Source organism: Arthrobacter sp. MW3 TE3886, from assembly GCF_041262145.1.
Taxonomy (GTDB): Bacteria; Actinomycetota; Actinomycetes; order Actinomycetales; family Micrococcaceae; genus Arthrobacter.
Genome location: NZ_JBGCAN010000001.1, coordinates 874,099 through 895,103 on the forward strand (window position 1 = coordinate 874,099; position 21,005 = coordinate 895,103).

Sequence of the window (21,005 nt, forward strand, 5' to 3'; positions counted from 1 at the left end):
CAGAGTTGCCTTAAACGTAGTTCAGGCTGATGAGCAGCGCCTTAAGAGCCCGCCGTTCCCCGTTGCCAGGCTGATGATTCTGAGCCCGGTGAGGAGGTTCACGCCGCGCCCGTGAGACGAGTAAGGCCGGCCGGAACGATCTTTCGATCGCCCCGGGCCGGCCTCTAGAACCGCGCAAGATCTGCGCTCCCGCGGAAGGTAAGAGATTCGAACTCTTGGTACGGGGTTACCGCACACTGGTTTTCAAGACCAGCTCCATCGGCCGCTCGGACAACCTTCCCTAACGAGTAGTCTTTCATAGGCAGTCGGCTGCCACAAAAACCATAAACACGGTGCGCTTGCGGCCGTGTGCAGCTCCCCGCCATATTCTGGGGAGTGATGTTGATCGGACCTGGCGATCGCGGCGAACGTGCGCGGAGCCAGTTAGGAATCGGGAGTGCTCCATGAAGGCTGTCTATATCTCAGAGCCCGGCGGACCCGAGGTCCTGGAGGTCCGTGAGGTCCAGGCCCCGGTGGCCGGCCCCGGCGAGGTGCTGATCGACGTCGTGGCCGCGGGCCTTAACCGTGCCGACGTCCAGCAGCGCAGGGGCTTCTACCCGCCGCCCCCGGGCGCCTCCGAGATCCCCGGGTTGGAGGTCTCCGGCCGGATTGCAGGGTTCGGTCCGGGCGTGACCAAGGCGTTTTCCGTGGGGGACAAGGTGGTGGCGCTGCTCGCCGGCGGCGGCTACGCCCAGCAGGTGGCCGTGCCCGCGGGCCAGGTCCTGAGGATCCCCGACGGCGTGGATCTGGTCACGGCGGCATCGTTGCCCGAGGTCGCGGCGACGGTCTATTCCAACTTGATCATGACGGCGCAGCTGCAGCCGGGCGAAACTGTCCTCATCCACGGAGCCACGGGCGGCATCGGCACCATGGCCATCCAGCTTGCCAAGGCCATGGGCGCCCGGGTTGCCACGACGGCCGGGAACGCGGAAAAAGTCGGTACCGCCAAGGCCTTCCTCGGGGCGGACATCGCCATCAACTACGCGGAGGAGAGTTTCCCGGCGAGCCTGCGCGCGCAAAACGGCGGCAAAGGCGCGGACGTCATCCTCGACGTCGTCGGGGCCAAGTACCTCGAACAGAACATCGACGCGCTCGCCGACTACGGACGCCTCGTGGTGATCGGGCTGCAGGGCGGCGCGAAGGCGGAACTGGACCTTGGCCAGCTGCTGCGGAAGCGGGCCGCCATCATCGCCACCGCGCTGCGTCCCCGCCCGGTCGAGGAAAAGACCGTGATCATGAACGCCGTCCGTGACGCCGTGTGGCCGATGCTGACCGACGGCAGGATCAGGCCCCTCGTGGCCAAGACCTTCCCGCTGGACCAGGTCGCCGCCGCACACGCCTATTTCGATTCCGGCGACCACGTGGGCAAGGTCCTGCTGGTCATGTAGCGGGAAGCCGGATCCGGCTTAAACCGCAGGTCGGGGCCTACTTATTCCGGTCGGAGCATGCAATGTTTTGCGGCCGGGGCAACAATGACGATAACGTAGGTCCATACGCGGTATACACGCGTCTTGGGGCGCGTGTATGCTGTGTGATTTTCGTGACTTCGCGATTCCGGGGGCGCCATGTCTATCCGTCACAGTCTCCTCGCCCTCTTGCAGGACCGCCCGCGCTACGGCTACCAGCTCAGGACCGAATTCGAGGACCGCACCGGATCCTCCTGGCCGCTGAACATCGGGCAGGTCTACACCACCCTGGACCGGCTGGAACGCGACGGGCTGGTCCGCAAAGACGGCGGCGACGGCGACGGCCACGTCATCTACAGCATCACGACGGCCGGCCGTACTGAAGTCGGCGCCTGGTTCATGGCCCCGGTGTCCCGCGCGAATCCGCCCCGCAACGAGTTGGCCATCAAGCTCGCCCTCGGCCTGACGATTCCCGGGACCGACGTCGGCGCCATCATCCAGGCACAGCGGGCGGTATCCATCCGGGCGCTGCAGGACTACACCAAGTCCCGCCGCGACACGGCCGCACTCCAGCGCCCGGCCGACACCGCCCGGCTCCTGGTGCTGGACTCCCTCATCTTCCAGACCGAAGCCGAAGTGCGCTGGCTGGACCTCTGCGAGGCCCGCCTCTTGCAGCTCAGCAACCTCCAGGCGTAGCCCGGCCGACCGCTCGTCGCGCAATCCCCACCGCCGGGCGCAGGACTGCCGCCCGGGGCCGCCCGCATTGGTAGGGTGCGGGGGGCAGTTCTGTACCGGTGGACTGCCCGTTGGGTTTCTCAAGGAGGAGACATGGGCACAATGCCAGATGGCACACAAGGCGACAGCACGCACGGGAGCATGCGAGGCGCCAGCACGCACGGCACCGCACAACTCGACGACGGGGTCGTTCCGGACCCGTCCCTCCCGCCGACGTCGGTGGATGAGTCCGTCCGCGACGCTGCGGACCGCACCTGGACGCCCGCCAAGATCGCGCTGTGGGCGGCCATCGCGCTGCTGGGCGGCGTCGCCTGGTTCATGCTCGCAATCGTCCGCGGCGAGACCGTCAACGCCATCTGGTTTGTTTTTGCGTCGGTCTGCACCTACCTGATCGGCTACCGCTTCTACTCCAAGGTCATAGAGCGTTACCTGACCAAGCCCAATGACCGCCGGGCCACCCCGGCCGAATACAAGGCCGACGGCAAGGACTACGTCCGCACGGACCGCAACGTCCTCTTCGGCCACCACTTCGCCGCCATCGCCGGCGCCGGCCCCCTGGTGGGCCCGGTCATCGCGGCCCAGATGGGCTACCTCCCCGGCACGATCTGGATCATCATCGGCGTCGTCCTTGCCGGTGCCGTCCAGGATTACCTCGTCCTGTTCTTCTCCATGCGCCGCGGCGGCCGTTCCCTGGGCCAGATGGCCCGCGAGGAACTCGGCGTCATCGGCGGCACGGCCGCCCTCGTCGCGACCCTGCTCATCATGGTGATCATCGTCGCCATCCTGGCCCTTGTGGTTGTCAACGCCCTCGGCGAGAGCCCCTGGGGCGTCTTCTCGGTGGGCATGACCATCCCGATCGCCCTCTTCATGGGCGTGTACTTGCGCTTCATCCGGCCGGGCAAGGTCATGGAGGTGTCCCTGATCGGTTTCGTGCTGCTCATGGCCGCCATCATCGGCGGCGGTGCCGTGGCGGGCACCGAATGGGGTGCCGCGTTCTTCCACCTGGACAAGGTCACCATCGCGTGGGGCCTCATCGTCTACGGCTTCATCGCAGCCATCCTGCCCGTGTGGCTGCTCCTGGCCCCCCGCGACTATCTCTCCACGTTCATGAAGATCGGCGTGATCGTGATGCTGGCCCTGGCCATCATCGTGGTCCGCCCCGAAATTACCGTGCCGGCCTTCAGCGAGTTCGCCGGCCGGGACAACGGTCCGGTGTTCTCCGGCGCCCTCTTCCCGTTCCTGTTCGTCACAATCGCCTGCGGCGCACTGTCCGGGTTCCACGCGCTGATCGCCTCCGGCACCACGCCGAAGCTGATCGAGAAGGAGCGCCAGACGCGCCTGATCGGCTACGGCGGCATGCTCATGGAGTCCTTCGTGGCCATCATGGCCCTCGTGGCCGCAATCTCCATTGACCGCGGCATCTACTTCGCCATGAACGCCCCTGTGGCGCTTACCGGCGGGACCGTCGAGACCGCGGCCGCGTGGGTCAACGGCCTGGGCCTGTCCGGCGTCAACATCACGGCCGGTGATCTCGCGCAGACGGCCAAGGACGTGGGGGAGCAAAGCATCGTGTCGCGCTCGGGCGGGGCGCCCACCCTCGCCGTCGGCCTTGCCCACATCATGCAGCAGTTCATCGGCGGCACCGCGATGATGGCTTTCTGGTACCACTTCGCCATCATGTTCGAGGCCCTCTTCATCCTCACGGCCGTCGACGCCGGCACCCGCGTTGCCCGCTTCATGCTCCAGGACTCGATCGGCAACTTCGTTCCGAAGTTCAAGGAGCACTCCTGGCGCCCGGGCGCCTGGCTCTGCACTGCCATCATGGTGGCCGCCTGGGGCGCGGTCCTGCTGATGGGCGTCACCGACCCGCTGGGCGGCATTAACACCCTGTTCCCGCTGTTCGGGATCGCCAACCAGCTGCTCGCGGCCATCGCCCTCTCGGTCTGCCTGGCCATTGCTGCCAAACGCACCGCCCCGAAGTACCTGTGGATCGTGGCGGCGCCGCTGGCGTTCGCCGCCGTCGTGACCATCACGGCGAGCTTCTACAAGATCTTCTCGCCCGTTCCGGCGGTGGGCTACTTCGCCAACAATGCTGCCTTCACCAAGGCGCTGGCGGACGGCAAGACCTCCTTCGGCACCGCCAAGACCCAGGCCGCCATGGAGGCCGTGGTCCGCAACACGATGATCCAGGGATGGCTCTCGATCGTCTTCGTGGTGCTGAGCATCATCGTCATCATCACTGCAGTAATGGCAACCATCAAGGCCCTGCGGAACACGGCCGCGGGGCTGCCCAACGCCGAGCACGAAGACCCCGCGCAGGCTTCCCGTGTCTTCGCCCCGGCAGGGTTTGTCCCCACGGCGGCGGAGCGTGACCTCGCGGCCGCGTGGAACCAGCTCCCGGCCGGAGAGCGGCTCGAAAAGTCCGGACACCACTGATGCGGAGCCGGGCGTGAACGCGGTCCTCGCCGGCTTCCGCGGGTTTGCCGGGTACCTCGGCGGGGTGCTGGGCGCCGACGCCTACGAGAAGTACCTGGAGCACCATGAGGCCTCTGGACACACCGGCCCTCCCCTCACCGAGCGGGAGTTTTGGCGTGAGAAGACCGACCGGCAGGACACCAACCCGCAAGGGCGGTGCTGCTGAACTGTGTTGCGGAGCGGGTGCCGCTCGGGCCGGGGGAGGGGGCGGTGTTGGGCACGAGAGTGTCCGGCGCCGCCCCTTCCGCTTCCGGCGGACGCCGGGTCCGCGCCGCCGGGCGCGTGAGAGTATGAAGCCATGAGCGATCAGCACGACACTCAGTCCGGCGCCCAAACTGCGGACGACGTGCCCGTCGAAGGCACGCCCCTGGATGACGCCCTGCCCGGTACGCCCTTGGCCTCACCGGCTGCAGTGCCGTCCGGCCGCGCCGATGGATCCAGTGCCGGGCCCAGGCCGCCCCGGGGCAGCGAACTTCAGGACCTCGTGGACCAACCCGCGAAGGTCATGCGGATCGGCACGATGGTCAAGCAGCTGCTGGACGAGGTGAGGTCCGCGCCGCTGGACGACGCGGCCCGCGTCCGGCTGGCTGAAATCCACGACCGTTCCATCAAGGAACTCGAGGACGGCCTGGCCCCGGAGCTCGTTGAGGAGCTCGAACGGATTAACCTTCCCTTTCCGGAGAACGCAACCCCCTCCGACGCGGAACTGAGGATAGCCCAGGCCCAGCTGGTCGGCTGGCTTGAGGGACTCTTCCACGGCATCCAGACGGCCATCGCGGCGCAGCACGCCGCCAGGGAGCACGCCTACGCCCAGATGCAGCTGCGCCAGCTGCCCCCCGGAACAGTGATCGCGCCGGGCGTCATCATCGGGGAGAACGGCGAACCGGTCCGGGCCGCAGCACCGCGTCGCGGTGCTGATCCCTCGGAGCCGCCCGAACCCATGGACTCGGACCACGGTCCGGGCCAGTACCTTTAGCGCGACCTTGGGCTTCTTCAGCGCAGCACTGCAGGGCCGCAGGGACGACGCCGAACTCGGCAAAGGGCTCTGGCGGCGCGCCCATGACCGGTTCAACCGCGGACTTGACCGCTACCACCAGGTCCTCGAGGGGGTCGAGGACGAGGCGCTGTACGGCGAACTCGTCGAGATCGCCAACCAACTCTCCGCGCTCGCGCCCCGGGTCAGGGTGGTCTGCGTGGAGGCCCAGCGACGGTTTCCCAGCAACGGGTTGGATATTCCGGGACCACTGGCAGGCGTTCACCGGGCCTTGTCGACGGCAGGCAATTCGCTGGCCATGACGGCCGAGGCGGCCGCGATGCTCCGGCTCGCCGTGGGGCGGGTCCCGGCGGGTGCCGCGTCGGTGCGCCGGCGCGCCGATTCCGTGCTGGAACAGGTCCACGACGCCGAGCGGCGGCTTGCCGAGGCCGACGGCAGCGGACCGACGCCGGCCTGAGCCGCTTCGCGGATTGGTCTTTGCGCAGGACCGTCCCGGCGTGGCCGGCGTTCCCGATATTCCCTGTATTTCCCTGAAATCCAGGGTATTCCCGGTTACGCGCCTAGCTTAGCGGCGCCCTGCCGCTGGCCGGAGGGCGCCGAAGTTGGCAGGATACTTATATGACTTTTTCACCGGAACTGACTTTCAATGACGGCAACACCATCCCCCAGCTTGGCTACGGGGTGTGGCAGGTTGAAGATGACGTGGCCGAAAAGGTGGTTGTCCAGGCGTTTGAGGCCGGCTTCCGCCACATCGACACGGCAAAGATCTACGGCAACGAAGCAGGCGTGGGCCGCGCCATTGAGCGTTCCGGCCTTAAGCCCGAGGAAATTTTCATCACCACCAAGCTGTGGAACGCGGATCAGGGCTACGAGTCCACTCTGAAGGCGTTCGAGGAATCCATGGAGCGCCTCGGCCTCGAAACCCTGGACCTGTACCTGATCCACTGGATGCAGCCCAAGCAGGACAAATACGTTGACACCTGGAAGGCCCTCATCGAGCTGCAGAAGCAGGGCCGGGTCAAGACCATCGGCGTCTCCAACTTCACCAAGGAGGGGCTGCAGCGCCTGATCGATGAGACCGGCGTGGTTCCGGCCATCAACCAGGTCGAACTGCACCCGTTCTTCAGCCAGGCCGACCTGCGCGAATTCAACGCGTCCAAGGGCATCCTCACCCAGGCGTGGTCGCCGCTGGGCCAGGGCGGCGAGCTCCTCGAGAGCCCTGTCATTGCCGAGATTGCCGCCAAGCACGGCGCCACCCCGGCCCAGGTTGTCATCGCGTGGCACTTGGCCATCGGCAACGTGGTTATTCCGAAGTCGGTGACCGAGTCCCGGATCCGCGAGAACTACGCGGCCCTGGACGTTAGCCTCGACGAGACCGACATCCAGGCCATCAACGGGCTTGACCGCTCCGCCGAAGACGCCGGCCGGATCGGTCCGGATCCGGCCGTCTCCGACTTCGCCTAAGTAACTCCCGCGACGCCGGCTGCCAGCCGGCGTTTGCGCAGGGCCTTCACCCCGCACGGGGTGGAGGCCCTTCGAGCGTCCGGCCCCCTACCGCCATCCGGGACAGTGACCGTGACCGGCCAACCCCGCGCGCTCGGAGACTGAGGGCCCGGACCCAGGCGCCGGCCTGGAAGGACTACCGAGTCAGGCGGCGGCCCGGCGCTCTTTCGCCGGGATCGCATCGACCACGGCCCAGCCGTCTTCGCCGGCAACGCACCGGCTGGCGAAGCGGTCCGCGGCGGCAGCGTCATCGAAGCTCTCGGTGCGGATCCGGCCGCAATCGGTGTCCAGGTAGGTGACCGCGAAATACAGAACGCCGTCCTGTGCGTCGTTGAAATCCGCCTCTTGGTGGAAACTCTGCTGGAAATTCTGGTTGTTCTCCATGATTCCAGTGTGCAACCGACCCCCGACACTAAGACTTCACTCCTCCGGCGTGTTGCCGAGCCGCAGCACCCGCTCCCGCGCCAGGACTTCCTTGCGGCGCTGCCGGTCGGCGGCCCGTGCCGTCTGCTGCGCCAGGGCCGCTGCCAGCTCGTGACGCTTCCGGGCCGTTTTGAGCCCGGCTTCTGCCGTGTCCAGACGCCGCCTGAGTCCGCGCACCTCATCGGCCAGCAGCGTGGTTTCCGCCGTCGCCTCGGCCAGCTCCGCGGCCGCGCGGCCTGCTTCCTCGTCGGCCTCCGCGGCGGCCACTTTGGCTGCCTCCAGGCCGGCCCGTGCCCGTTCCACCGCCGACGGCGTGGGCGTCACCCGGGCTGTCCCGACGGCCCGGAGGCGGGGCTGTTCCGTTGGCGGTTTTCCGCCGGCAGTTCCGCCGCCCTGTGCGGTCCGGTGCGCCGGTTCGGTCCCGCGGCCGGCGGACGCCGGTTCGGTCCCGCGGACGCCGGCCGTTGCCGGCACGGCTCCAGTACCGGCCGCCGCGGCGGCATGGCTCCCCGGGACAGCCACGGCGCCGGTGAGATCAACGACGTCGACCCCGTCCGCCGAGAGCCCCCGGAGCAGACAGCCGCTTTGCACAGCGGCTGCGGCGCCCGGGTCGGCGGTGGCGGCCCGCAGGGTCTGCTCCACTTCCGTCGCGACGGTGGCGCTGATGGCCCGTCCGTGCTGGGCCGCCAGGGCGTGCGCCGCCTTTACCGCGCTGGCGAGGAGCTGGCGCCGCTGCTGGGCGAGGAGGCGGAGGTCCGCTGCATTCAGGGCGTCCTGCGCCTCCTGCATCGACGTTCCCAGTCCAGCGACCTCGCGCAGGATTTCGGGGCTGTGCGCGGCCAGCATGTTCACCGCCCATGCCGCCACCGACGGCTTGGGCAGGGCACGGACTTCGGCCGCCAAGGCACGCTGCTCGGCGGCGGTGACGCCCACGGAACTGACCTCTTTGGCCGCGGCCGTCCTTGCAGCCACGAACTCCCCGTAGGGCAATGCATAGAGCGGCCCGGCAATGCCCGCTAGTTCCCGCGATCCCATGCAAGAATCATAGGAGTCCGGCCCCGCCACGGGTTCGCGGCCCCGTCATCAGACCCGGTGCCCTCACGTTCTGGAGGAGATTCACGTGATCGAAATTGGTGGGCTCCCGGCCCATGTCCTGCTGGTCCACGCCGTAGTGGTCCTTGCGCCGATCGCAGGTCTCGGTGCCATCATTTATGCCGTGGCTCGGCGCTGGTGGGCTTACCTGGCCTGGCCCCTGGGCGTGTTGTCACTGGGGCTGGTGCCAGTGACACTCCTGACCGCACAGGCAGGGGAGCAGTTGGAGAAAATCCGTCCGGCGTCGGCGCTGGCCCACGAGCACGCCCAGCAAGGCGACGTGCTCAAAGTGGTTTCCGTGATCTTTTTCATCCTGGTCGCGGCAATGTTGATAGTCACTTACGAGCCCTTTGGACGGCGCTTGGCGTTCCTCGGCGGACTTCGGAGCAACCGGATTGTCCGGGGAGTCGTCCTGGTTGCCGGCGCCCTGGCGGGGGCCTTCTTCATTTACCAGAGCATCATCACGGGACATTCCGGCGCGGCCTCGGTCTGGGCGCGTTAGCTCCGCCCATCCGCGGGCCCAAGGCCAGGTGACGCGTGCCGGACCCGGTGCAGCGTGACGAACAGCAGGACAAGGGCCGTCGCCTGGAGTGCGGCCACGGCAGCGATAAGCGCCGGTCGCGCGCCGTAGAGTGACCCGTACAGGGCCCCGCCCGCCAACGCGCCGGCCCCCTCGAACGCCGCGAACACCCCGTACGCCGTGCCCTGCCGGGGCTGGGGCACCAGATCGGCGACCAGCGCCTTGACCGTGGAGTCCTGGATGCCCGTGGCGGCGCCCCAGACCAGGACGCCAGCGAACACGAGTCCGGCGCTCGGTGCCAGGGCCAGCACCGGCACCGCCATAATCAGCACGGGCAGCGCCAGGAGCACGGCCGCACCGGCGCGGTCGTAAATGACGCCACTGGCGAGCGCCCCGACGGCGGCGGTCCCCATGGCGCCGGCGTACAGCAGCGGAACCACCGAGACGGGGACCGCCACGTCGGTCGTCAGGTGATAGGAGATGACGCCGAAGGCCACCAGCCCGGCGCTCCAGAAGAATGCGGCCACGGCGAACAAGATGAAGACGCTGGAGAACGCCGACGGCGGCCGCCCGGCGGGCTTCCCGCGGGACGCCTCCGGCACGCCGGAGGCGTCGGGCGCGGGCTTGTCCGCGCCGGGATCCCGGACGCGGCGACGCAGCCAAACGAGAATCGCCACCGCCGCCGCCGCCGGAATGACAAGCACCGCAAAGGCTGCCGACAGTGAGCCGGTGGCAACCAGCACCGCCGAGACGAGCAGCGGGCCCAAAAGCGCCCCGGCCAGATCGAGGGACTTGTGGACGGCGAAGCCGCGGCCCCGGCCAACCGGCCCGGCGACGGCGGCGAGCAGCACGGTTTTCGCCGGGCTGCGGACGGCTTTGCCAACCCTGTCCCCGATGATGAGCACGGCCGCCAGGGCCATCCCGGCGGTCCCGGCGAACGGCGTCAACGCGAGCAGCGGGATGCACACCGCTGTGAGCACATAGCCGGCCATCGTGAAAGTCCAGTACTTCCCGGTGCGGTCCGCCCAGGGGCCGAACACCAGCCGGAGCCCCTGGGACGCGGCCTCCGCGGCGCCGGTCACGAGGCCGACGAAAAGCGCGGACGCACCGAGCTGGGCCAGCAGGGGACCCCCCAGCGGGCGGGCGCCGTCGGACACCATGTCCGCGGCCAGGCTGACCAGGCCGAAGCCGACAACCGGGCCCCACAGCCGGTGCCGCCAATTCTCGGTTTGGACTCCTGGCGGCGGCGCCGGGAGTTGCTGGCTGGCTGGCCGCCTGCGCCCGGGCCGTTCCATTCCCTAAGGCTGACGGACGGCCCGGAAAAAGACAATACGCAGGTCAGGGCCCTGCAGTCGCGTCGAGGCGCAGAAGGAAATATTGGCCAAAGGGGTTCTTTCTTGGCGGCAGCTTGGTACTTTTTGAGAGCCGATCCGCATTGTGCGGGACGGGGGGACCCACATTGACGGACTGAAAGGCAACACACCCATGAGCTCACCCCAGTACCAGGGCTACGCGCCCGCACCCGCTGCCGCGAAGACAAATGGACTTGCAATCGCAGCGCTGGTCTCATCCTTTTTCATCAGCCTGCTCGGCATCATCCTGGGTCACGTCGCCCTGAACCAGATCAAGACCACCGGTGAGGGCGGCCGCGGCCTGGCCATCGCCGCACTGGTCATCGGCTATGTGTCGATCGCCTTGGCCGTCATCCTGATCGTTGTCATCATGGGCTCGGCGGCCGCGAACCGCTAAGACCCGGCCAGAGGGCACCTTCCGGCACCGGCCGGAAGGTGCCCTCTGCATCCTTGCTGCAGCCCCACGCGCCAAGAGCCGCACCAATACCAGGCCGCACCCGCACGCCACTCTCACGGAGGAACTGTGAAACCGTTTTCGAATCCGCCACTCCACGTCGGGGGAAGACGCCCGAGCGTGACTGCCACACTTATGGGCATCGCTGTGGCTGCCGGACTGGCCCTCACCGGCGTCGCCGCGGCCTCGCTTCCCCTGGCCACCGCCGCCACTACGCCGCCGCCCACCGGCTGGCTGCACACCTCCGGCGGCAGGATCCTGGACTCGAACAACGCCCCGCACACCATCAAGGCCGCGTCCTGGTTTGGCATGGAAACTCCGGACTGCATGCCGCACGGGCTCTGGGGGACCCTGACCATCGACGACGCCTTGGCCAACATCAAATCGATGGGATTCAACACCGTCCGCCTGCCGTTCTCCAACGAGTGCCTGGCCGCGACATCCATCAAGGGCAACCTGAACTACTGGGCCAACCGCGCCTACGCGCTGGAGGGCAAGACGCCCCTGGTCCTGATGGACACGGTGATCGCCCGCGCGAAGGCCAACGGCCTGCAGATCATCCTGGACCGGCACCGGCCGTCCTCTGCCGACCAGTCCCCGCTCTGGTACACCTCCGCCTACCCTGAGTCGAGGTGGATTGCTGACTGGAAGATGCTCGCCGCCCGCTACAAGAACGATCCCACTGTCATTGGCGCCGACCTTCACAATGAGCCGGCCGGGGCGGCGACGTGGGGCGGCGCCGCCGCCACCGACTGGCAGGCTGCGGCCACCCGCGGCGGCAACGCCGTCTTGGCCTCCAACCCCAACCTACTGATCATCGTTGAGGGCATCGAGAACCAGAGCAACGGCACCTCCACCTGGTGGGGCGGCGGCCTGGCCGACGTCAAGAACAAGCCGGTCACGCTGGCCACGCCCAACCGGGTGGTCTATTCCCCGCACGACTACCCGGCGTCGTTGTTTGCGCAGAAGTGGTTCAGCGACCCCAGCTATCCCAACAACCTGCCGGCCGTGTGGGATGCCAACTGGGGTTACATCCAGAAGCAGGGCATCGCCCCGGTACTGCTCGGGGAGTTCGGGACGGCGCTGCAAACCACCTCGGACAAGCAGTGGATGGAGAAAATCGTCTCCTACCTGGGGACCAATTCCATGAGCTTCGCGTATTGGTCGTTCAACCCGAACAGCGGCATCACCGGCGGACTTGTCCAGGCGGACTGGCGCACCCCGGAGGCCGCCAAACTCGCCGCGCTCGCGCCCATCCTGACGGGCACGCCGACGCCGACCGTGACGCCGTCGCCGACTGCCACTGCGACCGCCACTGCCACTGCGACCGCCACTGCCACTGCGACCGCCACCGCCACTGCGACGCCGACGCCGACGCCGACCCCGACGCCGTCGCCAACGGCATCTCCCGCGCCGACGTCGGGCGCGCCGATCAGCGCGGTCTGGAAGCTCGGCAGTTCGTGGACCGGCGGCTACGTGGCCAATATTGAGGTCACAGGCCTCCGGGCGGCGTCCGGTTGGAGCGTGAGCTGGCCCGATCCGAACGTCACCCGGGTGGCCAACTCCTGGGGCATCACGTGCACGGTCCTCCCCAAGGTGTCGGTAACCTGCAGCGGCTCGGACTGGGCCACCAAGGTGGCCGCCGGCCAGAAACTGTCCGTGGGCCTGCAGGTGGATTCGCTGAAGGCTCCAGTCAACCCGGTGCTCACCCTGAAGTAGCCGGGCACGCGAGGACGTTCGGCGTACCAGTCCCGGCGCCTGATCCAAGGGGACCCGCGGAAATCGTTGACTTCCGGGGGTCCCCTTTTTGTGCCGTCTGAGCGACTCCATGCTCGGCCTGCGCGGCCGCGAAACGGAGTACGGGTAATCTGGTCATTTTCGCCGCACTCATGATTGGCATTAACATCTCCCGCTCCGCCGCCACGAAGTCCCTGACCGTCCTTACCGGATTGCTCCTCGCAGGCTCCCTCGCCGGCTGTGATGCCGCAGCCCACGCTGGCGCCAAAGTCGCAGACGCCGTGCACAGCGCAGCGGCGTCCCAAGCTCCCGCCATTGGTTCCGCGCACCCGGGCGAGGCCGCCGCGGCCGTAGCCCAGCTGGCGTCCATTCCGGTGAAGGGCAAGGCCCCGAAGACCGGTTACAGCCGCGGGCAGTTCGGTCCCGCCTGGTCAGATGTGGACCACAACGGCTGCGACACGCGCAACGACATGCTCCGCCGTGACCTCACCGAGGTGACGACCAAGCCGGGCACCAGGGATTGCGTCATCGCCTCCGGCAAGCTTGCCGACAAATACACCGGCAAGACCATCAACTTCACCCGCGGCGAGAACTCCGCCGACGTCCAGATTGACCACCTCATCCCACTGTCCCTGGCCTGGCAGACCGGCGCCCAGCAGATCAGCGCAAGCCAGCGCCTCCAGCTCGCCAACGATCCGCTGAACCTGATGGCCGCCGACGGCCCCGCGAACCAGCAGAAGTCAGATTCCTCGGCCGATGCCTGGCTCCCCGCCAACAAGGCGTTCCGGTGTGAATACGTCGCCCGCCAGACGGCTGTGAAGGCCAAGTACAGGTTGTGGATGACCCGTCCCGAGCACGAGGCCATCGCCGGGATCCTCGCCGCTTGCAAGTAGCGAAGGCGCCCGCGCCCTAACTTCACACGGCCATCTAGCCGAAACCAATAAAAAACCCCGTATCACCGCTGAGTCAGCGGTGATACGGGGTTCTTCCCGAGCTTCCTGCCAGAATCGAACTGGCGACCTTCTCATTACGAGTGAGACGCTCTACCAACTGAGCTAAGGAAGCAACCACATGAATGCCCGGCGAACCGGGCGGATCATGCAAGAGACAACTGTAATAGAGTCCCGGCGTCCGGGTCAAAATGAGCGACGGAAGCCGCCTTGCGGCGCCGTCGGGGACCTAGCAGACGGTGTTGTCCGCCGGGACCTTTCCGTCCACCAGATAGTCATCGACGGCGGTGCCGATGCAGCTGTTGGAGCGGCCGTAAGCCGTGTGGCCCTCGCCCTTCCAGGTCAGCAGCGAGGCGTTCCCAAGCTGCTTGCGCAGGGAGCTGGCCGATTCCACGGGGGTAGCCGGATCGCCGGTGGTTCCAATGACGACAATCGGGGCCGAGCCCTTGTACTCGACTGGGGCAGGGGTCCGGACGTTCTTGTACGGCCAGTCCTTGCAATTGCTGCCGCCATAGGCGAAGTAGTAACCAAACGTGGGCGACAGCTGGCGCAGCTTCTGGTCTTCGGCCCGCATGGACGCGGTGTCGGACACCATAGGGTAGTCCAGGCAGTTGATGGCATTGAAGGCGAAGGTGCTGTTTGACGTGTAGGTGCCGCTGGGATCGCGGTCGGCGCCGAAGTCGGCAAGTTGCAGCATGCCGGTCCCGTCGCCAGCTAGGGCTGTCGCGAGCGCCCGGGTGAGAATCGGCCAGTTGTCATCGTTGTAGAGCGGGATGATGAGGCCGCTGACGAACGTCGACCCCGAGACCTTCCGGCCGTCCTGGGCCGGCAACGGGTTGGCTTCCGCGGCAGCGATGGCATTGCGGATCTGCTGGATGCCTTCCTCGGTGCTTCCCGTGAGCGGGCATCCGGACGTCTGCTGGCATTTGGCGACGTAGGCGTGCAGGGCCTTTTCGAAGGCCACGGCCTGGCCGCTGGTCTGTTCCTCGGCGCTCAACGACGGGTCAACGGCACCGTCGAGGACCAGCCGGCCCACATTGTCCGGAAACAGCGACGCGTAGGTGGAGCCCAGCAGAGTTCCGTAGGAGTAGCCGAGGTAGTTCAGCTTCGAGTCGTTGGCCACCCCGCGCAGGATATCGAGGTCCTTCGCGGCACTGGCGGTGTCGATGTGGGCCAGAACCGGGCCGGTCTTCTCCACGCACTTGGCGGCGATGGCCTTGTTGTCGGCCAGGGCCGCGTCCAGTCCGGCGTCGGTATCCAAGGCGTAGGTCTTGGCGCGGGACGCGTCGCGTTCCTTGTCCGTCAGGCAGGTGACCGGGGCGGAGCGCTTCACCCCGCGGGGGTCGAAGCCCACGATGTCGTAGGCGGACCGGACCTTGTCCGAAATGTTGGTGTTGGCCGCGTCCCTGACGAAGTCGTACCCCGAGCCGCCCGGGCCGCCCGGATTGACCATCAGGGTGCCCTTCTTGTCACCTGTCGTGGCGAGCTTGATGGCGGCCAGCTCGATGCGCTCGCCGTCGGGCTTGCTGTAGTCCAGCGGGACCTTGATCTTGGAACACTCGAAGCTGCCCTCACACGGTTTCCAGTCGACCTGCTGGGAGTAGTAGCTGCGCAGTTCGGCCGGCGCCGCCGCCACTATCGACGGGTCCGCCTGCCCCGCTGCCCCCGAGGTCGGTGCACTGGACCCGCTCTCGCCCCCGCCGCCGAAAAGGGTGCACGAGGCCAGCGTTAGGACCAGGGCCACGGCGCCGACGGCCCGCATGCCGATCGCCAGGGATCGGGATCTAGCGGGCTGGGGTCGAGCAGGCTTCATGCGGTTCTCCTTGGAGGCTAGGAACGAAAGCGTTGATGTCGTTGAGCGGCAGGGACCATCAAATAAGGCTGGAAGCCATGGACTCGATCGTCAGCAGCGGGGCCACGTTGGTGGTGGTGATTCGCGTGCGGGCCTTGTTGATGGCGTCCATGCGGGCAAGGGTCACTTCGGCGGTGGAACGGGAGGCGAAGTCTTCGAGTTCGCTTCTGAGTTCAACGTTGACGAGTTCCACAGCGTTCCCCATCTGGATGATCAGGACATCCCGGTAAAAGGACAACAGGTCCGTCAGGGTGCGGTCAAGGGAATCGGTGACGGAACGCTTGGCGCGGCGCTTCTGGTCGTCCTCGAGTTGCTTGACCTGGCTCCGCATGGCCGGCGGCAGTGTGCCGCTTTCGGGCGCCCCGAGGGTGGCCAGAAGCGCGGTTTTCTCGGCGGCGTCGCGCTCGTCGTTGGAGCTGTTGGCTTCCTCGGTGGCGATCTTGACCAGTTTCTCGGCCATCATGACCGCCGCCGTGACGCCGCGAAGGGACAGCGGGAACCGCACCGTCTCGAGCCGGCGCTCCCGGGCCTCCGGGTCCCGGGCCAGGCGGCGGGCGATCCCGACGTGGCTTTGCGCCGCACGGGCGGCACGCTCGGCAACCGCCGGGTCCACGCCGTCGCGCTTGACCAGCAGGGCCGCTACGGCTGCGGCGGGCGGAAGCCGCAACGCGACCGGGCGGCAGCGGGAGCGGATGGTCACGAGGACATCGGCGGGGGAGGGCGCGCAGAGCATCCAGACGGTGCGGGGCGTGGGTTCCTCGATGGCCTTGAGCAGCACGTTGGTGGTCCGCTCGGCCATCCGGTCCGCGTCCTCTACCACGATGATCCGCCACCGGCCCGACGACGGCCGGTTCCCTGCGGTGGAAACGAGCTCGCGGGCCTCATCGATCGTGATGGTGACCTTCTCCGTGCGCACGAACGCGACGTCGGAGTGGGTTTCTCCGAGGATGGTCAGGCACGCCGGGCACTCGCCGCAGCCGCGCAGGCTGACGTCCTCCTGGTCGCAGTTCAAGGCCGCGGCGAACGCCTTCGCGGCGTTGGAACGGCCGGAGCCGGGCGGGCCGGTGAAAAGCCACGCGTGCGTGAGCCCTTCGTTCTGGGCCGCCTGGCGCAGCTGGGCCACGACGGCGTCCTGGCCCTGGAGGTCGTCCCAGACGCTCATGCTGTGCTGCTTTGGGTGACGGCCAGCAGGGATTCGACGCGCTCGAGGATCCGGGCGGCGAGTTCGGCGACGGGCAGGCGGGCGGGCAGCACCAGATACGCCTCGGGCCGGGCCGAGGCAAGGTCCAGGAAGGCCGTCCGGATCTTGGCGTGGAATTCGTCGGCCTCGGACTCGAGGCGGTCTTCGGCGGCCTCGCCGGCGGTGCGCCGTTGCCGGCCAACGGCGGGTTCGACGTCGAGGAGTACGGTCAGGTCCGGCTGCAGGTCCGATGTTGCCCAGGCGTTGATGTCCCGGACCGCCTGCGTTCCGAGGCCTCGGCCGGCGCCCTGGTACGCGACCGAGGAGTCGATGTACCGGTCCGTGAGGACGATCTCGCCGCGTTCCAGGGCGGGCCGGATGACCTGGCTCGCGTGCGCGGCACGGGATGCCGCGAAAATCAGGGCCTCGGTATGGGCATCGATGTGGCCGTGGCCGTGATCGAGCACGAGGGAACGCAGCTTCTCGCCGATCGCCGTGCCGCCCGGTTCGCGGGTCCGCAGCACTGTGAAGCCGCCGGATTCCAGCGCTTTGGCGAGTTCAGCCGCCTGCGTGGACTTGCCGGCGCCGTCGCCGCCCTCGAAGGCAATAAACAGTCCGGGCAACTGACCGGACAACTGTCGAGGGGACGCTCCGGGGCTCTGGGTAGTCACGGTTCTAGACTACCGACAATCCCCGACACTCTAGTCTGCGCATCGTCTGCGGCGTAACGGCTTGGGTACCCTGCCGGGCGCCCACGTACCCTGTCCTCATGAGTCTTACTGAAGAACAGGCCGCCACGCTTTCGCCGGATTCCCTGGTTGTGGCGGCAGGGCGCCCGCCGCGCACCCGCGACGAACCGGTCAACCCGCCGCTGGTGCTGTCCTCGACCTACTTCGGCACGGGACCGCTGGGCGACGGCGACCGCGGCTACGGCCGGTATTCCAACCCCACGTGGGACCCCTTTGAAGAGGCTTTGGGCCAGTTGGAAGGCGCGGAACTGCCGGGCCTGCTCTACGCCTCGGGACTCGCCGCCGTGAGTTCGGCCCTGTCCCTGGTGCCCGCCCAGGGCGTGCTCGTGATGCCGTCGCACAGCTACGCGGGATCGGTCACGATGGCCACCGAACTGGCGGCCAAGGGGTTCCTCGAGCTGCGGACGGTGGACATCGCGGACACCGACGCCGTACTTGCGGCGGTTGCCCCGGCCGGCGGGCGCGCCGCCAGCATGCTCTGGCTGGAGAGCCCCACGAACCCCATGCTCGGCGTCGCGGACATGCGGGCCCTGACCGCCGCGGCCCACGAGGCCGGCGCCATCGTCGTCACGGACAACACCTTTTCCACGCCCCTGGTGCAGCAGCCCCTGAGCCTGGGCTCCGACGTCGTGCTGCATTCGGTGACCAAATACCTCTCTGGCCACTCCGACGTCGTGCTCGGTGCGCTGGTGACCTCCGACGCCGGTCTCCGCGCAGCCCTGCTGCACCACCGCACGATCCACGGCGGGATCGCCGGGCCGTTCGAGGCGTGGCTGGCGCTGCGCGGCCTGCGTACCCTGGCGCTGCGGATCGAGCGTTCGCAGGCCTCGGCCCAGATCCTGGCCGAGCGGCTCGACGGCCATCCGAAGGTAGCCGGCGTCCGCTTCCCCGGGCTGGCCTCGGACCCCGGCCACGCGCGGGCTAAGGCGCAGATGAAGGGGTTCGGTTCTGTGCTGTGCATCGAGGTGGCTCCGGTAGCGGGGCAGGACGGTGGCCTCAGCGGCGCGGAAGCCGCGGACCGCATGATCCGGGCCCTGCAGCTTTGGCTCCCCGCGACGTCCCTGGGTGGGGTGGAATCCCTGATCGAACGCCGGCGCCGGCACGCCGCCGAGCCGGAGAGCGTGCCGGACAACCTGGTCCGGATGAGCGTGGGTATTGAGAACGTCGAAGACCTTTGGGCCGATTTGGAGCAGGCATTGGGCACTCTGGACGGCTAGGCTGGGGGAGTGGACGGACGCATACTCATTTACTTTGTCGAATCCGGGGTTTACCTGGTCCTGGCTGTCGTGGCCTTTGCCCTGGAGGCATGGGCGTTTTTCGACTGCCTCCGGCACAAGGCCAACGCGTTCGAGGCCGTATCGAAGCGGACCAAGACCTTCTGGCTGGCCCTGACCGGCGGCGCGTTCGCCGTGGGCCTGTTCTCCCTGCTCGCGCAGCTGGGCAGCGGCGGTGGTGCCAGTTCGCTCGGGATTTTCGGCCTTGCAGCCGTGACGGCCGCGTCCGTGTACCTCGCCGACGTCCGTCCCGCGGTCAAAGACGCCGGCCGGGGTCGCAACATGGGCCCCTACGGCCCCTGGTAATCCCCACCGGCCCCCTAAGCTCGCAAGCTCGCTCAGGGAACCCCGCCGGCGTGGGCCCACCGGCCTGACCGCCTAAGGTCCCGGGGCCACGGCTTCCCAGTCGACCGTCACTTCGCCCATTCGCCAGCGGGACGGGCCGTCCTGGATCGGCCAGCCGGCGTCGAGCAGTGCGCGGCACATCGCCCCGAAGCGCTGCCGGTTTCCGAAGGCCGCCAGCGGCGCCGCTTCCAGCCAGGCTTTGTCCATCGCCTGCAGGTAGGCGTGGATTTTCTCGCCGGGGACGTTGCGGTGGATCAGGGCCTTCGGCAGCCTTTCGGCAACGTCGGAGGGCAGCGCGAAGGCGCCAAACCGCAAGGACAGGCTCAGGCTCAGCGGCCGCTCGACGTCGAGCGCCACCCAGGCGGCGCGCCGCCCGATTTCATCGCACGTGCCGTCGATGAACAGCCCGCCCGGGGCCAGCCGGTCCTGCACCAGCCGCCAGATGCCCGCCACGTCGGCTTCCTCGTATTGCCGCAGCACGTTGAAGGCGCGGACCAACACGGGTTTTCCGGTCACGGGCAGCTCGAAGCCGCCCAGCTGGAACTTCAGGCCCGGGCGCTCCAGGGCGTGGGCCTGCCGGACGCGCTCCGGTTCGATTTCGATCCCCACCATCTGTACGTCCGCGCGGACCGCGGCGAGGCGTTCGAAGAGTTCGACGGCGGTGGCCGGCGAGGCGCCGTAACCGAGGTCAACGGCGAGGGGATCGGCCGCGGCCCGCAGCCGCCAGCCCTGCGGCCCGGTCAGCCAGCGGTCCACGCGGCGCATCCGGTTGGGGTTCGTGGTTCCGCGGGTCACGTTGCCCACGGGCCTGCCGCCGCGCGCGCCGCTTCTCGTTCCGCCCTGGTTTCGGGGGGCCAGCACCCGTTCAGCCTTCTGCACCACCGCCCAAGCCTATCCTCCAACGCGGGGTCACTTGTGTCCCGTAGTGGGCCGCGGGATGGGCCGGAAGTGACCCCGCGTTGCCCTGAAGCACGCTTTGAAACGCGCACGGTGTAACGCTCGGCGCCGCCGCCAACCGCTCGGCTAGGATGAAAACCATGACTTACAAGCTGATTCTGCTGCGCCACGGCCACAGCGACTGGAATGCCAAGAACCTGTTCACCGGCTGGGTGGACGTTGACCTCAATGACCAGGGCCGTGCCGAGGCGGTGCGCGGCGGCGAGCTGCTCGTGGAAAACAACATCCTCCCCGACATCCTCTACACCTCGCGGTTGAAGCGGGCCATCAACACTGCAAACCTGGCCCTGGATAAAGCCGACCGCGGCTGGATCGACGTCAAGCGCGACTGGCGGCTCAACGAGCGCCACTACGGCGCGCTGCAGGGCAAGGACAAGGCCCAGACGCTCGCCGAATTCGGCGAGGAGCAGTTCATGCTGTGGCGCCGGTCCTACGACACCCCGCCGCCGCCCCTGGCCGACGATTCCGAGTTCTCCCAGGTGGGGGACCCGCGCTACGCGGACCTCGGCGACGCCGTCCCGCGCACCGAATGCCTCAAGGATGTCCTGATCCGGCTCATGCCGTACTGGGAATCTGACATCAAGGAAGACCTCAGGGCCGGGAAGACCGTCCTGGTCACCGCCCACGGCAACTCGCTCCGCGCCCTCGTCAAACACCTTGACGGGATCAGCGACGAGGACATCGCCGGCCTGAACATCCCCACCGGCATCCCGTTGGTCTACGAGCTGGATGAGGACTTCAAGCCGCTGAACCCGGGCGGCACCTACCTCGATCCCGAGGCCGCCGCCGAGGCCATCAAGGCAGTAGCCAACCAGGGCAAGAAGTAACCGGCTCCCGCCTGATTAGGCACTGAGCAGGGCACTGAGCACAAACGACGGCGTCCGGCCACCCCCAAGGTGACCGGACGCCGTCGTTTTGTATCAGCGCAGTTGGGCCAGTGCGGTTGCTATCAGCGCAGTCGTACCGGC

Annotated in this window: 21 protein-coding genes and 2 tRNA genes; 14 read left to right on the plus strand and 9 right to left on the minus strand. The window is 67.9% G+C overall.

The genetic code is table 11. The features are described 5' to 3' along the window. Positions 1–192: 192 nt before the first annotated feature. Positions 193–280, minus strand: a tRNA-Ser gene (locus tag ABH915_RS04065). Positions 281–443: 163 nt separating this feature from the next. Here ABH915_RS04065 and ABH915_RS04070 point away from each other — a divergent pair. From ABH915_RS04070 to ABH915_RS04100, 7 genes are all read left to right on the plus strand, one after another. Further along, positions 444–1,427 (plus strand): NAD(P)H-quinone oxidoreductase, encoded by a 984-nt coding sequence (locus ABH915_RS04070; RefSeq protein ID WP_370118076.1) that lies wholly within the window; start codon positions 444–446, stop codon positions 1,425–1,427. Positions 1,428–1,604: 177 nt separating this feature from the next. Further along, positions 1,605–2,141, plus strand: coding sequence for a PadR family transcriptional regulator (locus ABH915_RS04075; protein WP_370118079.1), 537 nt, complete (start codon positions 1,605–1,607; stop codon positions 2,139–2,141). 180 nt (positions 2,142–2,321) lie between these two features. After that, positions 2,322–4,616, plus strand: coding sequence for a carbon starvation CstA family protein (locus ABH915_RS04080; RefSeq protein WP_370124928.1), 2,295 nt, complete (start codon positions 2,322–2,324; stop codon positions 4,614–4,616). A gap of 13 nt (positions 4,617–4,629) precedes the next feature. After that, positions 4,630–4,821: a YbdD/YjiX family protein gene (locus ABH915_RS04085; protein WP_370118082.1), complete on the plus strand. Its 192-nt coding sequence runs from the start codon at positions 4,630–4,632 to the stop codon at positions 4,819–4,821. A gap of 132 nt (positions 4,822–4,953) precedes the next feature. After that, positions 4,954–5,631, plus strand: a complete 678-nt coding sequence (locus ABH915_RS04090) for a bacterial proteasome activator family protein (protein ID WP_370118085.1) — start codon at positions 4,954–4,956, stop codon at positions 5,629–5,631. A gap of 7 nt (positions 5,632–5,638) precedes the next feature. Beyond that, the gene (locus ABH915_RS04095; RefSeq protein ID WP_370118087.1) at positions 5,639–6,106 is read left to right on the plus strand and encodes a hypothetical protein; all 468 of its coding nucleotides are present in this window, start codon (positions 5,639–5,641) and stop codon (positions 6,104–6,106) included. Between the two features lie 161 nt (positions 6,107–6,267). Then, positions 6,268–7,113, plus strand: a complete 846-nt coding sequence (locus tag ABH915_RS04100) for an aldo/keto reductase (protein ID WP_026539184.1) — start codon at positions 6,268–6,270, stop codon at positions 7,111–7,113. A gap of 183 nt (positions 7,114–7,296) precedes the next feature. On the opposite strand, the gene ABH915_RS04105 is transcribed toward ABH915_RS04100, so the two are convergent. Together ABH915_RS04105 and ABH915_RS04110 are read right to left on the minus strand one after the other, a co-directional pair. Continuing rightward, positions 7,297–7,536: a hypothetical protein gene (locus tag ABH915_RS04105; protein WP_370118091.1), complete on the minus strand. Its 240-nt coding sequence runs from the start codon at positions 7,534–7,536 to the stop codon at positions 7,297–7,299. 36 nt (positions 7,537–7,572) lie between these two features. After that, on the minus strand, positions 7,573–8,610 hold the full coding sequence (locus tag ABH915_RS04110) for a hypothetical protein (RefSeq protein ID WP_370118094.1): 1,038 nt from the start codon (positions 8,608–8,610) through the stop codon (positions 7,573–7,575). Between the two features lie 85 nt (positions 8,611–8,695). Here ABH915_RS04110 and ABH915_RS04115 point away from each other — a divergent pair, with 85 nt between their 5' ends. Beyond that, a complete protein-coding gene (locus ABH915_RS04115; RefSeq protein WP_370118097.1) occupies positions 8,696–9,169 on the plus strand; it encodes a hypothetical protein in 474 nt (157 codons plus the stop codon). On the opposite strand, the gene ABH915_RS04120 is transcribed toward ABH915_RS04115, so the two are convergent. After that, the gene (locus ABH915_RS04120; RefSeq protein WP_370118099.1) at positions 9,166–10,482 is read right to left on the minus strand and encodes an MFS transporter; all 1,317 of its coding nucleotides are present in this window, start codon (positions 10,480–10,482) and stop codon (positions 9,166–9,168) included. The two genes, ABH915_RS04115 and ABH915_RS04120, sit on opposite strands and share 4 nt — an antisense overlap. Positions 10,483–10,672: 190 nt before the next feature. On the opposite strand from ABH915_RS04120, the gene ABH915_RS04125 reads away from it, so the two are divergent. The 3 genes from ABH915_RS04125 (at position 10,673) to ABH915_RS04135 (ending at position 13,623) form a co-directional block, all read left to right on the plus strand. Then, a complete protein-coding gene (locus ABH915_RS04125) occupies positions 10,673–10,936 on the plus strand; it encodes a DUF4190 domain-containing protein (protein ID WP_370118102.1) in 264 nt (87 codons plus the stop codon). Positions 10,937–11,113: 177 nt separating this feature from the next. Then, a complete protein-coding gene (locus ABH915_RS04130) occupies positions 11,114–12,712 on the plus strand; it encodes a cellulase family glycosylhydrolase (RefSeq protein WP_370118105.1) in 1,599 nt (532 codons plus the stop codon). A 170-nt stretch (positions 12,713–12,882) separates the two neighbouring features. Next, positions 12,883–13,623, plus strand: coding sequence for an HNH endonuclease family protein (locus tag ABH915_RS04135; RefSeq protein WP_370118108.1), 741 nt, complete (start codon positions 12,883–12,885; stop codon positions 13,621–13,623). 99 nt (positions 13,624–13,722) lie between these two features. Here ABH915_RS04135 and ABH915_RS04140 read toward each other — a convergent pair. The 4 genes from ABH915_RS04140 to tmk form a co-directional block, all read right to left on the minus strand. Beyond that, positions 13,723–13,795, minus strand: a tRNA-Thr gene (locus ABH915_RS04140). Positions 13,796–13,909: 114 nt separating this feature from the next. After that, positions 13,910–15,493 (minus strand): alpha/beta hydrolase, encoded by a 1,584-nt coding sequence (locus ABH915_RS04145; protein WP_370118111.1) that lies wholly within the window; start codon positions 15,491–15,493, stop codon positions 13,910–13,912. A 58-nt stretch (positions 15,494–15,551) separates the two neighbouring features. Then, a complete protein-coding gene (locus ABH915_RS04150; RefSeq protein WP_026539175.1) occupies positions 15,552–16,694 on the minus strand; it encodes a DNA polymerase III subunit delta' in 1,143 nt (380 codons plus the stop codon). Beyond that, entirely contained in the window at positions 16,691–17,347 is a 657-nt protein-coding gene (gene tmk / locus ABH915_RS04155; protein WP_026539174.1) for a dTMP kinase, read from the minus strand. The genes ABH915_RS04150 and tmk overlap by 4 nt, the downstream gene beginning before the upstream one ends. Before the next feature lie 134 nt (positions 17,348–17,481). Between tmk and ABH915_RS04160 the strand changes: the two genes are divergently transcribed. Then, entirely contained in the window at positions 17,482–18,678 is a 1,197-nt protein-coding gene (locus tag ABH915_RS04160) for a PLP-dependent aspartate aminotransferase family protein (RefSeq protein WP_370118114.1), read from the plus strand. Positions 18,679–18,687: 9 nt separating this feature from the next. Continuing rightward, a complete protein-coding gene (locus ABH915_RS04165; protein ID WP_018774218.1) occupies positions 18,688–19,041 on the plus strand; it encodes a DUF2516 family protein in 354 nt (117 codons plus the stop codon). Positions 19,042–19,113: 72 nt separating this feature from the next. Here the strand turns inward: ABH915_RS04165 and ABH915_RS04170 are convergent, their stop codons facing one another. Then, on the minus strand, positions 19,114–19,962 hold the full coding sequence (locus ABH915_RS04170) for a class I SAM-dependent methyltransferase (protein ID WP_370118118.1): 849 nt from the start codon (positions 19,960–19,962) through the stop codon (positions 19,114–19,116). A gap of 155 nt (positions 19,963–20,117) precedes the next feature. Between ABH915_RS04170 and ABH915_RS04175 the strand changes: the two genes are divergently transcribed. Further along, the gene (locus ABH915_RS04175) at positions 20,118–20,864 is read left to right on the plus strand and encodes a phosphoglyceromutase (RefSeq protein ID WP_370118121.1); all 747 of its coding nucleotides are present in this window, start codon (positions 20,118–20,120) and stop codon (positions 20,862–20,864) included. Positions 20,865–21,005: the final 141 nt, after the last annotated feature.

Coding starts and splice junctions, on each gene's coding strand:
- ABH915_RS04070 (WP_370118076.1), top strand. CDS start 444: ATGAAGGCTGTCTATATCTCAGAGCCCGGCGGACCCGAGGTCCTGGAG.
- ABH915_RS04075 (WP_370118079.1), top strand. CDS start 1,605: ATGTCTATCCGTCACAGTCTCCTCGCCCTCTTGCAGGACCGCCCGCGC.
- ABH915_RS04080 (WP_370124928.1), top strand. CDS start 2,322: ATGCGAGGCGCCAGCACGCACGGCACCGCACAACTCGACGACGGGGTC.
- ABH915_RS04090 (WP_370118085.1), top strand. CDS start 4,954: ATGAGCGATCAGCACGACACTCAGTCCGGCGCCCAAACTGCGGACGAC.
- ABH915_RS04100 (WP_026539184.1), top strand. CDS start 6,268: ATGACTTTTTCACCGGAACTGACTTTCAATGACGGCAACACCATCCCC.
- ABH915_RS04105 (WP_370118091.1), bottom strand. CDS start 7,536: ATGGAGAACAACCAGAATTTCCAGCAGAGTTTCCACCAAGAGGCGGAT.
- ABH915_RS04110 (WP_370118094.1), bottom strand. CDS start 8,610: ATGGGATCGCGGGAACTAGCGGGCATTGCCGGGCCGCTCTATGCATTG.
- ABH915_RS04120 (WP_370118099.1), bottom strand. CDS start 10,482: ATGGAACGGCCCGGGCGCAGGCGGCCAGCCAGCCAGCAACTCCCGGCG.
- ABH915_RS04125 (WP_370118102.1), top strand. CDS start 10,673: ATGAGCTCACCCCAGTACCAGGGCTACGCGCCCGCACCCGCTGCCGCG.
- ABH915_RS04135 (WP_370118108.1), top strand. CDS start 12,883: ATGATTGGCATTAACATCTCCCGCTCCGCCGCCACGAAGTCCCTGACC.
- ABH915_RS04145 (WP_370118111.1), bottom strand. CDS start 15,493: ATGAAGCCTGCTCGACCCCAGCCCGCTAGATCCCGATCCCTGGCGATC.
- ABH915_RS04150 (WP_026539175.1), bottom strand. CDS start 16,694: ATGAGCGTCTGGGACGACCTCCAGGGCCAGGACGCCGTCGTGGCCCAG.
- ABH915_RS04160 (WP_370118114.1), top strand. CDS start 17,482: ATGAGTCTTACTGAAGAACAGGCCGCCACGCTTTCGCCGGATTCCCTG.
- ABH915_RS04175 (WP_370118121.1), top strand. CDS start 20,118: ATGACTTACAAGCTGATTCTGCTGCGCCACGGCCACAGCGACTGGAAT.